At 70.0% G+C, this 13,925-nt stretch carries 10 protein-coding genes; 4 read left to right on the top strand and 6 right to left on the bottom strand.

Annotated features, from left to right (window positions below):
* On the top strand, positions 1-1,890 hold a 1,890-nt coding region (locus ACFE6Z_RS13745; RefSeq protein WP_375386258.1), incomplete at its 5' end, for a DEAD/DEAH box helicase.
* Positions 1,891-1,963: 73 nt separating this feature from the next.
* Here the strand turns inward: ACFE6Z_RS13745 and ACFE6Z_RS13740 are convergent.
* On the bottom strand, positions 1,964-3,025 hold the full coding sequence (locus ACFE6Z_RS13740) for an Rv2578c family radical SAM protein (protein WP_375386257.1): 1,062 nt from the start codon (positions 3,023-3,025) through the stop codon (positions 1,964-1,966).
* A 562-nt stretch (positions 3,026-3,587) separates the two neighbouring features.
* On the opposite strand from ACFE6Z_RS13740, the gene ACFE6Z_RS13735 reads away from it, so the two are divergent.
* On the top strand, positions 3,588-4,706 hold the full coding sequence (locus ACFE6Z_RS13735) for a M15 family metallopeptidase (protein WP_375386256.1): 1,119 nt from the start codon (positions 3,588-3,590) through the stop codon (positions 4,704-4,706).
* Between the two features lie 164 nt (positions 4,707-4,870).
* Entirely contained in the window at positions 4,871-6,034 is a 1,164-nt protein-coding gene (locus ACFE6Z_RS13730) for an acyl-CoA dehydrogenase family protein (protein WP_375386255.1), read from the top strand.
* 28 nt (positions 6,035-6,062) lie between these two features.
* Here the strand turns inward: ACFE6Z_RS13730 and ACFE6Z_RS13725 are convergent, their stop codons facing one another.
* From ACFE6Z_RS13725 to ACFE6Z_RS13705, 5 genes are all read right to left on the bottom strand, one after another.
* Positions 6,063-6,881 (bottom strand): energy-coupling factor transporter transmembrane component T, encoded by an 819-nt coding sequence (locus tag ACFE6Z_RS13725; RefSeq protein WP_375386254.1) that lies wholly within the window; start codon positions 6,879-6,881, stop codon positions 6,063-6,065.
* Positions 6,878-8,737, bottom strand: a complete 1,860-nt coding sequence (locus ACFE6Z_RS13720; protein WP_375386253.1) for an ABC transporter ATP-binding protein — start codon at positions 8,735-8,737, stop codon at positions 6,878-6,880. Before ACFE6Z_RS13720 ends, ACFE6Z_RS13725 begins: the two co-directional genes overlap by 4 nt.
* A gap of 67 nt (positions 8,738-8,804) precedes the next feature.
* On the bottom strand, positions 8,805-9,362 hold the full coding sequence (locus tag ACFE6Z_RS13715; protein ID WP_375386252.1) for an ECF transporter S component: 558 nt from the start codon (positions 9,360-9,362) through the stop codon (positions 8,805-8,807).
* Between the two features lie 244 nt (positions 9,363-9,606).
* Complete coding sequence (locus tag ACFE6Z_RS13710; protein WP_375386251.1) at positions 9,607-10,620, bottom strand: pirin family protein; 1,014 nt, start codon at positions 10,618-10,620, stop codon at positions 9,607-9,609.
* Entirely contained in the window at positions 10,617-10,952 is a 336-nt protein-coding gene (locus tag ACFE6Z_RS13705; RefSeq protein ID WP_375386250.1) for a GNAT family N-acetyltransferase, read from the bottom strand. The genes ACFE6Z_RS13710 and ACFE6Z_RS13705 overlap by 4 nt, the downstream gene beginning before the upstream one ends.
* Positions 10,953-11,186: 234 nt before the next feature.
* Here ACFE6Z_RS13705 and ACFE6Z_RS13700 point away from each other — a divergent pair, with 234 nt between their 5' ends.
* Complete coding sequence (locus tag ACFE6Z_RS13700) at positions 11,187-13,742, top strand: DEAD/DEAH box helicase (RefSeq protein WP_375386249.1); 2,556 nt, start codon at positions 11,187-11,189, stop codon at positions 13,740-13,742.
* The last annotated feature ends 183 nt before the right edge of the window (positions 13,743-13,925 follow it).

Raw genomic sequence — 13,925 nt, 5'->3', positions numbered from 1 at the left:
GACAGCCGCCCCCCGCGCTCGAACGACGACCGGCCCGCCCGCTCGAACGACACGCGTCCGGCCCGCTCGTACGGCAACGATCGTCCTGCGCGTTCGTATGACGACCGGCCGGCGCGCACGAACGACTCGCGTCCCGCACGCTCGTACGACAACCGGTCCGCCCGCTCGAACGACACGCGTCCGCCCCGTTCGAACGACACGCGTCCTGCCCGTTCTTACGATGACCGGCCCGCGCGTTCGTACGATGTCCGGCCTGCGCGTTCGTATGATGACCGTCCGGCGCGTTCGAACGACTCGCGTCCTGCCCGTTCGTACGACAGCCGCCCCCCGCGCTCGAACGACGACCGGCCCGTCCGCTCGAACGACACGCGTCCGGCCCGCTCGTACGGCAACGATCGTCCCGCTCGTTCGTACGACAACCGTCCGGCTCGTTCGGATGACCGTCCGGCCCGCACGTACACAGATCGGCCGGCGCGTTCTTACGACGACCGGCCGCGTCGCGATGACCGCGACCAGAACCGTCGACCCGCGGCATCCGCTGCTGCTGTCGGCGCGTACGCAGGCAACCGGTCGAACTGGAACGACAAGGGCGAGAAGCCGAGTTTCGACAAGCTCAACCACCGCGGTGCGTACGAGCAGCATGTCGACGTCGTGCACGAGCGTCTGCAGGCAGAGGCCGTGCAGGCCGACGCGGTCGGCGCGACGAGCTGGGGCGACCTGGGTCTCGGGCAGAACATCGCCAACACCCTGATCGAGCTCGGCGCACCGTCGCCGTTCCCGATTCAGGCCGCGACCATCCCGGAGGTGCTCGCGGGTCGCGATGTGCTCGCCCGGGGCCGCACCGGTTCGGGCAAGACGATCGCCTTCGGGGCTCCGCTCGTCGAGCGCGTGCTCAAGGCGCAGGCCGGCAAGAAGCGCGAATTCGCTCGTGCTCCGATGGCTCTGATCCTCGCTCCGACGCGCGAACTGGCGCTCCAGATCGATCGCACGATCCAGCCGATCGCCCGCAGCGTGGGCCTGTTCACGACGCAGATCTACGGCGGCGTGCCTCAGGCGCGTCAGGTGGGAGCCCTGCGCAAGGGCGTCGACATCATCATCGGCACGCCCGGTCGCATCGAAGACCTCATCAACCAGCGCAAGCTGGATCTGTCCGACGTCATGGTCGCCGTGATCGACGAAGCCGACCACATGAGCGAGCTCGGGTTCCTCGAGCCGGTTCAGCGGATCCTCCGTCAGACCGGTGAGGGCAGCCAGAAGCTGCTCTTCTCGGCCACGCTCGACCGCGAGGTCGCCGGCGTCGTCGACGAATTCCTCGTCAAGCCCGCTGTCTACGAGGTCGCCGGCGAGACCCAGGAGACGGGCACGATCGAGCACCGCGTGCTCGTGATCGAGCACCGCGACAAAGCCGAGATCCTCGACCGTCTCGTCGACCGCGAGGGCAAGACTCTGGTGTTCGCCCGCACGCGCGCGTACGCCGAGATGCTCACCGAGCAGTTCGCCGACTCGGGCATCCCCGCGGTCGCCCTCCACGGTGACCTCAACCAGCAGAAGCGCACGCGCAACCTGGAGCGACTCACGTCGGGCCGGGTCAACGTGCTGGTGGCGACGGATGTCGCAGCCCGTGGCATCCACGTCGACGACATCGACCTGGTCATCCAGGCCGACCCGCCGGACGAATACAAGACCTACCTGCACCGTTCGGGCCGCACCGGCCGCGCGGGCGCGCAGGGTCGCGTCGTGACGCTCATCACCCGCCAGCGTCGCCGGAAGATGACCGAGATGCTCGAGCACGCCGAGATCAACGCACCCTTCGAGGATGCTCGCATCGGCGATGACATCATCGCCGAGCTTGCGGGCTCGCTGCTGACCAACGCAGAGCTCACCGCGTAGTCGAGTGATCAGAGCGGCCCCGGGTTCAGGCCCGGGGCCGTTCTGCGTCTGCGCCGTGAGGCGCCCATGCGGTTCAGAACAGCCGCTCGGACTCCGCAGGCTTGCCGGTCGTGATGAAGCGCGGTGCCCCACGCGAGGCGAGCCCCGGCGTCCGAGCGCCGCGCGGATGGTCGTCCTCGTCATGGCCGTCCATGCCGTACGCGCGCATCAGCGGCCGCACCCGCTTCGCCAGCCACGACCGGTACGGCTTGGGCGCCTGCGACACCACCCCGGGATACAGCCCGAGATACGACGAGACGAGTTCGGGATGCTCGCGCTCGAGCCACTGCATGAACCACTGCTTCGCGCCGGGGCGAAGATGCAGCGCGCCGAACACGACGCGCTTCGCGCCGGCGGCCTTGATGCGCCGGAGGCCCTCGTCGATCGCCGCGAGGGAGTCGGTGAGGTGCGGCACGATCGGCATGAGGAACACCGTCACGGCGAAGCCTGCGTCCGTCGCCGCTCGCACGGTCTCCAGCCGCGCGTTCGCCGACGGGGTGCCCGGCTCGATGGCGTGCTGAAGAGCGTCGTCGTAGAAGGCGATCGACATCGCGAGTGACACGGGGACGGATGCTGCAGCATCCGTGAGCATCGGAAGATCCCGGCGCAGCAACGTGCCCTTCGTGAGGATCGAGAACGGCGTGCCTGATGTCGTGAGCGCATCGATGATGTCGGGCATGAGGCGATACCGGCCCTCGGCCCGCTGATACGGATCGGTGTTCGTGCCGAGCATGACGGGCTCACGGGTCCAGGAACCGCGCCGGAGTTCCTTGGCCAGAACGTCGGCCACGTTCACCTTCACGACGATCTGCGAATCGAAGTCGCGGCCCGCGTCGAGATCGAGGTATTCGTGCGTGCCGCGGGCAAAGCAGTAGGAGCATGCATGGGAGCAGCCCCGATAGGGGTTCACCGTCCAGTCGAAGGGCATCGCGGATGCCCCGGGCACATGGTTGAGCGCCGACCTGCACATGACCTCATGGAAAGTGATCCCCGCGAACTCCGGAGTCGTCACCGACCGCACGAGCCCGTCGATGCGTTCGAGGCCCGGTAGAGCCGCGGCATCCGCCACACCCAGCTCTTGTCCCTGCCAACGCATGCATCTATGGGAACAGAAATGCTAATCTGAGTCAAGTCTGATGTGAGATTCTATCGAATATCATGGAATCGGATGCCGGATCCCGGCGCGCTCGCTCGTGCGAGCCGAGCGGGCCCGGGTGAGAATAGAACACGTGACGGACCCCGAACCGCCCGAGACCTCTGCCTCGCGCCGCGCGTCACGTGCCGCGCGCGATGCTGACGTCGCCGGCGCCACAGGGGCGCCGGCGGCGCCGGGCGACTCGCGCCGCGCGCGCCGAGGGAACCCGCCCGCACCCGCAGGATCGGCGGAGGCGGAGTCGCCGCCGATGTGGCGGTCGAAGCGACCGGGCGGTGATGCACCGGCAGCTCAGGCGCCTGCGGCCGATGCGCCCAGCGCGACTCCGCCCACCTCTCGGTCGATGCGGCGGCCCGCGCCGCTGCCGCCCGCCCCGCTGCCGCCCGCCCCGCTGCCGCCCGCAGCCTCTGCGCGCTCCCCGAAGGCCCCCTCGCCGCGGCCCGCGCCCGTCGCACAACCGTCGCCGACACCTGCCGTCGAACCCGCGCCACCCGCCGCTGCCCCATTGCGCCGACGCACGGCCGGAGCTGCTCCGGCCACGCCGGCCGATCACGACACCGCCTCGGCGCCCGTGCCCGAGACCGTGCCCGACCAAGACCCGCCGGTGCGCCGCGCCGCCCGCGCGGCGACGATGCTGACCGACAGCGGGACGACGCTCGTGCGGCACGCGCGTGCGCGGCGAGCGCGCTGGATCGGGGCGATCTTCGCGGGAATCGCCGCCGGAGCGCTCGTCTTCGGCGGTGCCGCCGCGGTGACCGCCGCCGTCACCGGCCCGGTGATCTCCGCCGACGGCGGGCTGCGTCTGAGTGGCACCGATCCCACGCCGACGGAGGCGGCAGCATCCCCTCCTCCGACCGCGATCGCGACCGCGACACCCGCGCCGGAGCCGACCGTTCAGGCCGCGCCCGCGTCGGTCGATATCTGCGCGGTTCCCGCGGTGACGGCGGCGCTCGGATCTGGAGACGACGCGGCAGCCATCGCCGCCGCGGGCGGCGCCGCAGCCTTCCGCGATGCGGTCGCGTCGGGGAAGGCGCCGTGCGTCGCCCTCGACGATCCGAGTCACGAGTGGGTCGTCGTGAACAAGCTGCGACCGTTCTCGCCGATCGACTGGGAGCCCGCATCCCTCGCGGTACCGGAGGGAATACAAACGCTCGAGGGCGGCACATTGCGAACGGGTGCCGCGACCGCACTCGGCGCGCTGGCCGGTGCGGTCGCGACCGAGGGTGCGGGCGAGATCGCGCTCGACAGCGGGTACCGCTCGTACACGACGCAGCAGACCAACTACGGCGACGGCGGTCCATCGATCGAATCGTCGGTCGCCCGACCCGGATACAGCGAGCACCAGTCAGGGCTCGCGGCCGATGTCGTGGCCTGCGGGAACGGATGCGGCACGCTCGACGACCTGGCCGCGACGCCGCAGGGCGCATGGATCGCCGCGAACTCGTGGCGGTACGGCTGGATCGTCCGCTATGAGAGCGGCGAGACGGACGTGACGGGCTATGTGCCCGAACCCTGGCACCTCCGCTACATCGGCCCGGAGCTCGCCGCGGCCTACCACGACGGCGGCTGGCACACCCTCGAGGAGTTCTTCGGCCTGAGCGCCGCGCCCGACTACGCCGGCTGACGACCCGCCGATCCAGGCCCAGCTGAGAGCGGGACCGAGTTCCAGCATCCGTGGGATGCAATGTCAGCCTGCATCCATCTGACTGGCCTAGAATCTCAGGCGGCGACGTGGCTGCAGCCGGTCGTGACAGCGAACCGCTCGATGCGGAGAGGAAGGACCGGCACATGGACCGCGAGATCTACGACGAAGACCACGAGGCGTTCCGCGACGTCGTCAAGGAGTTCCTCAAGCGCTACGCCACCGAGGAGAAGCGCAAGCGGTGGGACGCGGACGGCGAGATCGACCGCGCGACCATGCTCGCGGCGGGCGAGGCCGGCATCATCGGTCTCTCTGTGCCCGAGGAGTTCGGCGGCGCCGGGATGCTGCAGGACTACCGTTTCCGTTCCGTCGTGCTGGAGGAGACCATCGGTGCCGGGCAGGGATCGCTCGCCGGCGCGCTCGGCATCCAGGACGACCTCGCCGTGCCGTACATCGTCCACATGGGCACCCAGGAGCAGAAGGAGAAGTGGCTGCCGCGCATGGCGACCGGCGAGATCCTCGGTGCTCTGGCGATGACCGAGCCCGGCGCGGGCTCGGACCTCCGCGGCATCAAGACCACCGCGAAGAAGGTCGAGGGCGGGTACATCGTCAACGGCGCGAAGACCTTCATCTCCAGCGGCAAGACCGCCGACATCGTCGTGACCTTCGTCAAGACCGGTGAGGGCAACCGCCCCGACGCGTTCAGCCTCGTCATCCTCGAGGACGGCATGAAGGGCTTCGAGCACGGCAAGAAGCTCGAGAAGATGGGCTTCCACGGCTGGGATACGGCCGAGCTGTCATTCGTCGACGTGTTCGTGCCCGAAGAGAACCTGATCGGCGGCAAGGAGGGGCTCGGCTTCATCCAGCTCATGATGAACCTGCCGCTCGAGCGTCTGTCGATCGGCGTCGCGGCCGCCGCGGCCGGCGAGGCGGCGTTCGTCTGGACGCGTGATTACACCCTGAGCCGTGAGGCTTTCGGACAGCCGATCGCCGACTTCCAGAACACGCGCTTCCGCCTGGCCGACATGGCCACGACGGTGGATGTGATGTGGGCGTACATCGATCGTGCGATGCTCCTCTACAAGGACAAGAAGCTGACGGCCGAGGAGGCCGCGAAGGTCAAGTTCTGGGCGACCGATCGCGAATGGGAGCTGCTCGACCTGGGCGTGCAGCTGCACGGCGGCTACGGGTACATCACCGAGTACCCGATCGCCCGCGCGTTCCTCGACGCCCGCGTGCACCGGATCTACGGCGGCACCAACGAGATCATGCGCGACATCGTCAGCCGTCAGATCGTCGGCCGCCGCTGAGGCTTGCCGCGTCAGACGCGCTGCCGCGTCAGCCGAGCTGCCAGGGGAAGAAGAACCACAGCACCGCCGCCGAGACGATCCACAGCAGCGCGATGAAGACCACGTCGCGGCGACGGAACGGGATGAGGTGCCGTTCGGTACGAGTGGGGTAGGCGCCGAAGGCGCGAGCATCCATTGCCAGCGCGACGCGCTCCGCGTGCCGGATCGCGCCGGCGAGGAGGGGCACGATGTACCCCGTCGCGCGGGCGAGGCGTGCGAACGGCCCGGCGCCGCCGTGATGTCCGCGTACGCGGTGCGCGGCGCGGATCACCTCGAGCTCGTGCGCGAAGCGCGGCACGAACCGGAACGCGGCCAGGGCGGTGTAGCCGATGCGGTACGGCACGCGCAGCTGCTGCACACTCGCCCGCACGAGGTCGGGTCCGGTCGTGGTGACGCCGCCGATGAGTGCGAGCGCGGCGATGGCCGCCAGCCGCAGCGCCGTCGCGAAGCCGAGTTCGAGCGCTCCGCTGTACAGCACCCAGTCGGCGACTCGGACGACGGCGGTGGTGCCGTCGACGAGCGCGGCATCGACCCACAGTGAGAAGCCGACGCCGATGAGGAGCACAGCGGCGGGCATGCCGAGGAACAGCACAGCGGCCAGTTGCGCGGTCAGACGCGCGCCGACGAGCACGATGGCGTAGGCGATGGCGAGGAAGACGAGTGGGGTCGCGAAGTCGCGGACGAAGACGAGCACGATCATCGCCGGCACGGGTCCGGCGAGCTTGGCGAGCGGATTGAGCGCGTAGAGGAAGCGCAGGGGACCCGCCGGCGCGGCGACCGCGTACGGGTCGAGTGTCGTGGAGGTCATGTGCGCACCGGCTCGGGAAGATCGGCGAGACGCAGCGCGCCGTAGAGTCCTGCAACGCCGCGGAGCGCTGCCGCGAGCGGCGGCTGCCTGAGCCCCGCGCGCTCGAGGAGAGCCTCATCGCTCAGGATGTCGGGGGTCGCCGCCGCCGCGAGGACCCGTCCGCCGCCGAGGACGACGGTGTGGCTGGCGCGCTCGGCGACGAGCTGCATGTCGTGGGTGACGACGATGATCGTGGTGCCCTCGGCGTTGAGGCCGGCGAGCAGGCCGAGCAGCTCGTCGGCGCGGGCGCGGTCCTGGCCGAACGTCGGTTCGTCCAGCGCCAGCACGGGCGCACCGGCGATCAGCGCGGTGCCGACCGACAGCCGTCGCTTCTGGCCGCCGGACAGCAGGAACGGATGCGATCGCGCCTTGTCGGCGAGACCGAACCGCTCCAGCATGTCGCCGACGCGCTCGTGGATCTCGGCCTCGGAGGCGTGGGCGAGCCGCAACCCGTGCGCGAGCTCGTCGAAGACCGTGTGGGCGATGAACTGGTGCTCCGGATTCTGGAACACGAAGCCGATGCTCGACGACAGGTCGCGCGGCGACGCCGTCCCCGGGTCGAGGCCGCCGACCCTGATGCGCCCGCGCGGGGGCGGGACGACCCCAGCGATCGCCTGCACGAGGGACGTCTTGCCCGCGCCGTTCGCCCCGACGACGGCGACGAACGATCCGGCCGCGACGTCGAGGTCGATCTCGTGCAGGAGCTCGCGGCGCTGCGCGCCGCGGCCCTTCGTGACGGTGAGCCCGCGGACGCGGATGAGCGGGTTCACCGTGTCCGGGTCCGTTCCGGTCCGTGAGCTGGTCGAAGGGTCGATCGTCGGCTGCGACGCTTCGACAAGCTCAGCGACCGGGTGCGGCTCGGCGACCGGGTGCGGCTCGGCGACCGGGTGCGGCTCGGCGACCGGGTGCGGCGGGCCAGCGGCCTCGAGGGCCCCCCGCAGCTCTGCCGGGGTCAGTGGCAGCGGGTCGAGCTTCCAGCCGGCGTCGCGGAGGCGGAGAGCTGCGAGCGTGGCGGACGGCAGCCACACCCCCATCCGTACGAGTTCATCGACGTGGGCGCGCAGCACCTCCTCGGCAGGCCCGTTGAAGGCCAGGGCGCCCTGCTGATCGAGCACGACGACGCGATCCACGAAAGACATCGCGGCGTCGAGGTTGTGCTCGACGAGCAAGATCGCCCTGTCGCCGTCCGCGACGAGCTCGGCCAGGGCGGCGTAGACCTCTTCGATGCCGACCGGGTCGAGATTGGCCGTCGGCTCGTCCAGCACCAGCAGCGGTGAGCCCATCGCCAGCGCGCACGCGATCGCGAGTCGCTGTCGCCCGCCGCCGGAGAGCCGGTCGGGATTCGAGTCGCGCCGCTCCCACAGCCCCACCCGCCGCAGTGCACCCTCGGTGCGCGCGAGGACGTCGGCCACCGGCATCCTCAGGTTCTCCGGTCCGAACGCGACCTCGTCGAACAGCGTGCCAGTCACCAGCTGCGCATCCGGGTCTTGGAACACCATCGCCACACGCGTGCTCAGCTCGGCGACGGTCGTGTCGGATGCTGTCAGCCCGCCGACCTCGACCGTCCCGGTCATCCTGGCCGGCACGGCGTGCGGGATCAGGCCGTTCAGCGCGAGCGTCAGGGTCGACTTGCCGGATCCGCTCGGGCCGAGCAACAGCACGACCTCGCCGGGGGCGACGTCGAAGCTGACGGATCGGGGGGTCGGAGCATCCTCACCGTCATGGGTGATCGAGAGCTCGCGCACCCGCAGGAGGGTCCCTCCGACACCGCCGACCGGCGCAGCGGCGGCAGAAGGGTCGCGCTCGGGTGCGGTCACGGCTCGTTCCGGGTTCGGAGAAGTACGACCTAACTTAGCCTACCCTAAGTCGAGTCGGCTCCCGACCTCAGCCCTGCGGGCGCGGACGGCCGACGCCGGCGCGGCGCAGGCCTACGCCGATCCAGAGCGCGACCGCCGTCCAGGCGATCGGCCCGAGCACGGAGAGTGCGAGATAGAGGATCTGCACCCAGACGGCATACACCGAGAGGTGGGCGGCGAAGAACACCACCACAGCCACCAGCACGCCGATGATCGCGCCCGAGAGGAAGAAGCGCCAGGCACCCCACGCGCGGTAGCGCGTGGCCGCGGCGACGAGTTCCTGGATACCGCCGAACAGCAGCGCCGTCCCGAGGAAACGCGGTGCGAAGGCGAACGCGAACGCGCTCGCGACCAGCGCGGCGATGACGTGGGTGATGATCGCCACGAACGGCAGGCGCAGGGTCTCCTGCGCGATGATTCCGGGGAGCACATGCACGCCCAGCACCAAGCCGTAAAAGGGTGCGGCCACGGCGATCACGAACGGGGTAAGGGCTCCCGCGATGCCGCCGGCGACGCCCGTCGCGACGCCGATCGCCGCGCAGACGAGCAGAACGCGCGTCGAGAGGACGGATGTCGTGCGGGCCATCCGCTCAGCGTAACGCTGAGCGTATGACGCTTCTGCGTCGGCAGCCGTGAGAAACCCGGCCGCTTCGGAGCGGGGGTCGCATCGATTCGGCGGTGACAACTCCGGTGGAATCTCCGAAGCGCCTGCGACCGGCGTCGGAAACCCGGGCCTGCCTGGAGGTGGCGACTCAGTTCTGCCGGAGTTGTCACCGCACGGACCCGGCGTCAGTGCCGTGGTGAGCCCGGCCCGTAGCGCAGAGCCGGGCTCAGACGCGGCGGCGACGCTGCGTCAGGCGCACGCCCGGCAGGGGCGGGGCCGGAATGCGCTCGTCGCCGTGACCGACGACGTGGCCGAACCTGGGAGAGCCCTGCTCCCAGGCATCGCGGGCCTCCACGATGTCTTCGTGCGTGCGGCCGACGAAGTTCCACCACATGACGATGTCGTCTTCGAACGGCTCGCCTCCGAGGAGGAAGAGGACGGTCTCGGTGTCGCCGCCGATCACGACCTCGTCGCGCCCCGTGCCGAGGTACAGGAAATGCTGAGGGTCGATCGTGGTCGGTTCATCGATCGAAACGGACGCCGCGCCCTCGATGCCGGCGAGCGCATATTCCCACTCCGGGCGCAAGGGGAGGCGGATGCGCGACCCGGCGGGAATGCGCAACTCGGCACCGACGATGGGCGTGTAGACGGTGGCCGGGGAGGTGACTCCGGCGAGCTCGCCGAGGACGATGATCGCCTCGCCTTCCGCGCCCTCCTCGGCGGCGAGAACGATGTGCGGCAGATCGACGTGCCTCTCGAAATCGGGGGCGCCCGCGCGGCGCGAGTCGGGCAGCGCGATCCAGAGCTGGAGGGCGTCGAGGGGGACGGCATCCTCTCCGATCGAGTACTCGGAGTGCGAGATGCCGGCGCCGCTGGTCATGAGGTTGAGCGCGCCGCGGCTGATCACGACGTCGCTGTCGACGGAATCGCGGTGGTGCACCTCGCCCACGAAGGGCCAGGTCGCGGTCTGCAGCCCGATGTGCGGATGCGGTTCGACGCGCATGCGGGCCTCCTGCGGCCCGAACCGGTCGAGGAAGCACCAGGCGCCGACCATCGGCAGATCGCGTTGCGGCAGGGCGCGGTGCACCTCCATGCCTCGCACGCCGCCGAGCGGCACGGCGCGGAACTCGAGGAGCAGCGCACGAGGGCCGGCCTCCGGTCCCTGAGCCTGTCGAAGGGCCGCCGCAGGCTCGTCCGGGTGGACGACGGAGGACTCTGGCCCGACGTCCAGGCGGGTCATACGCCCGAACCGCCGGCATCCAGGCCGCTGTGCGACCAGTCGATCTCCAGACCCTCGACGTCGTGCCGCTGCAGGAACCGCACGACGTAGGGGCACTCGGGCACGACGGTCTCGTGCCGGGCGACAGCATCCTTCATCGCGTCGCCCACCAGCACCGCGGCCAAGCCGCGCCCCTCGAAGGCGGGGTCGATCTGGGTGTGGGGGAAGACGAGCCGACCTTCCGCGTCGACCCGGAACTCGGTGAAGCCGCTGAGCACATCGCCCACGCGGATCTCATAGCGACCCTCGGCGTCATCGCGGGTCACGGTCACATCTTCGGTCGGCTCCGTCACGGGGCATCCTCTCGTCGTCGCTTACAACGTAGGTCGGTTCGGGATTCTTCCGCCACCGTTACCGTCGGGTCGGCGCAGGCTCGAGTCGGCTGTGTGTCATAACTCCGCCTCGACCGTCGCGTGGCGGCGCCGCTAGGCCCGGGAACCCGCCGTCGGCCCGATCCGAGCGCGAATCTCGGGCGGAGTTAGAGCACAGGCGACGGCGCATACCGCTCGAGGAGGCAGACTCGAACCATGCCCGCCTTGCTCCTGGACTTCGTGCCGCGCGGCGCGGACGCCGATGCGGCGTACACCGGGTTCGTCGAATGGGCGGAGGGCGCGGGGTTCTCGCTGTATCCGGCGCAGGACGAAGCCGTGATCGAACTCGTCTCGGGCGCGAACGTGATCCTGTCGACCCCGACCGGCACGGGCAAGTCGCTGGTCGCGATCGCCGCCCACGCGATCGCGCTGGCCCGCGGCGGCCGGACGTACTACACCGCGCCGATCAAGGCCCTCGTGAGCGAGAAGTTCTTCGCGCTTGCGGATGTCTTCGGGGCCTCGAATGTCGGGATGGTCACGGGCGACTCGTCGGTCAACCCCGATGCGCCGATCATCTGCTGCACGGCCGAGATCCTCGCGAATCTCGCCCTGCGTTACGGCGCCGACACCGAGGTCGACCAGGTCGTGATGGACGAGTTCCACTACTACGGCGACCCCGACCGCGGCTGGGCGTGGCAGGTGCCCCTGCTTCTTCTGCCGAAGGTGCAGTTCATCCTGATGTCGGCGACGCTCGGCGACGTCACGGCGATCGCCGATGACCTCTCCCGCCGCACCGGCCGCCCGACCGCGCGGATCACGGGCGTCGAGCGCCCGGTGCCGTTGCACTTCTCGTACGCGCGCACGCCCGTGCACGAGACGGTCGAAGAGCTCCTGACCACGAACCTCGCGCCGATCTACATCGTGCACTTCTCGCAGGCAGCGGCGATCGAGCGCGCGCAGGCCCTCTCGAGCGTCCGCATCGTCAGCCGCGAGCAGCGCGACCAGATCGCCGAGGCGATCGGCGGGTTCAGGTTCACCACGGCGTTCGGCCGCACGCTGTCGAAGTACGTCCGGGCGGGCATCGGCGTGCACCACGCCGGCATGCTGCCGCGCTATCGGCGCCTCGTCGAGACGCTCGCGCAGCGCGGGCTGCTGCGGGTGATCTGCGGCACCGACACGCTCGGCGTGGGCATCAACGTCCCGATCCGCACGGTCTTGATCACCGCGCTCGCGAAATTCGACGGACAGCGGATGCGGCAGCTCAGCGCCCGCGAATTCCACCAGATCGCCGGCCGGGCGGGGCGCGCGGGCTACGACACCGCCGGCACCGTGGTCGTCATGGCGCCCGAGCACGAGATCGAGAACGCCTCGGCGGTGGCGAAGGCGGGCGATGACCCGAAGAAGCTCCGCAAGGTCGTGCGCAAGAAGGCGCCGGCGGGGTTCGTGAACTGGGGCGAGGCATCGTTCGAACGGCTGGTGGATGCTGAGCCCGAGCCCCTCGTTCCGCAGATGCAGCTCACCGCGGCGATGCTCATCAATGTGATCGCGCGGGGCGGTGACGTGTTCGCGAACGTCCGCTCGCTCGTGTTCGACAATCACGAACCGCGGCCGAGGAAATACGAGCTCGCCCGCCGGGCGCTCGGGATCTTCCGCACGCTGGTCGCGGCCGAGGTCGTCGTGGTGAGGCCGGGCGGCAGCATCCGTCTCACGGTCGATCTGCAGCCGAACTTCGCACTCAACCAGGCGCTGTCGCCGTTCGCGCTCGCCGCCATCGGGCTGCTCGACCCCGAGGTCGAGCTGAGGCCGAGCATTTCTCAGACCGGCGCCGAGGTATCCGGTGCACCAGGGACGGCCGGCACGGGGCACTACGCACTCGACGTCGTGAGCGTCATCGAGGCTACGCTCGACGATCCGCGGCCGGTGCTCTCGCAGCAGCAGTTCATGGCGCGCGGCGAGGCGGTCGCCGCGATGAAGCGCGAGGGCATCGAGTACGACGAGCGCATGGAGCTGCTCGAGGGCATCACCTACCCGAAGCCGCTCGATGAGCTGCTCGCCCAGTCGTTCGAGGTGTTCGCCACGAGCCAGCCGTGGGTGCGCGACTTCGCGCTGTCGCCGAAGTCGGTCGTGCGCGACATGTTCGAGCGAGCCCTGTCGTTCGCCGAGCACATCCAGCTGTATTCGCTGGCCCGGAGCGAGGGGCTGGTGCTGAGGTATCTCAGCGATGCGTACCGGGCGATCCGGCAGACCGTGCCGTCGGATGCCCAGACTCCCGACCTGCTCGACCTGATCGAATGGCTCGGCGAGCTCGTCCGCCAGGTCGATTCGAGCCTTGTCGACGAGTGGGAGTCGCTGATCAACCCCGTGCTCGACCCGACGGCGCCGGTCGTGCCGCCCGCACCGCCGTCGGTGCTGACGAATCGCCGTGCATTCCTCGTGCTGGTGCGCAACGAAATGTTCCGGCGCGTGCAGCTCGCCGCTCTCCAGCGCGATGACGAGCTGGCTGCCCTCGACCCCGACGTCGATTGGCCGGCCGCGCTCGACGCGTACTTCGACGAGCACGACGAGATCCGCACCGGCGGTGGCGCCCGGTCGTCGGCGCTCGTTTCTATCGATGAGACGGATGCTGCGGCATCCCGGATCTGGCGCGTCGAGCAGACCATCGATGACCCGGCGGGCGACCACGACTGGCGCATCCGCGCCGAGGTCGACCTCGCCGAATCGGAGGAGGTCGGCACCGCCGTCGTCCGCGTGACCGAGGTTCTGCGCCTCTAGCCCCCGGTCTTCGCAATGCACCCTCGGTGTTCGGAATGCACCCTCGGTGTTCGCAATGCACCCTCGGTGAGGGTGCATTGCGGGGGTTGAGGGTGCATTGCGGGGGTTGAGGGTGCATTGCGGGGGTCGAGGGTGCATTGCGGGGGTCGAGGGTGCATTGCGGGGGTCGAGGGTGCATTGCGG

It is taken from the genome of uncultured Microbacterium sp. (assembly GCF_964244775.1).
Classification (GTDB): Bacteria; Actinomycetota; Actinomycetes; order Actinomycetales; family Microbacteriaceae; genus Microbacterium.
This window is presented reverse-complemented; position numbering and strand designations above follow the sequence as displayed.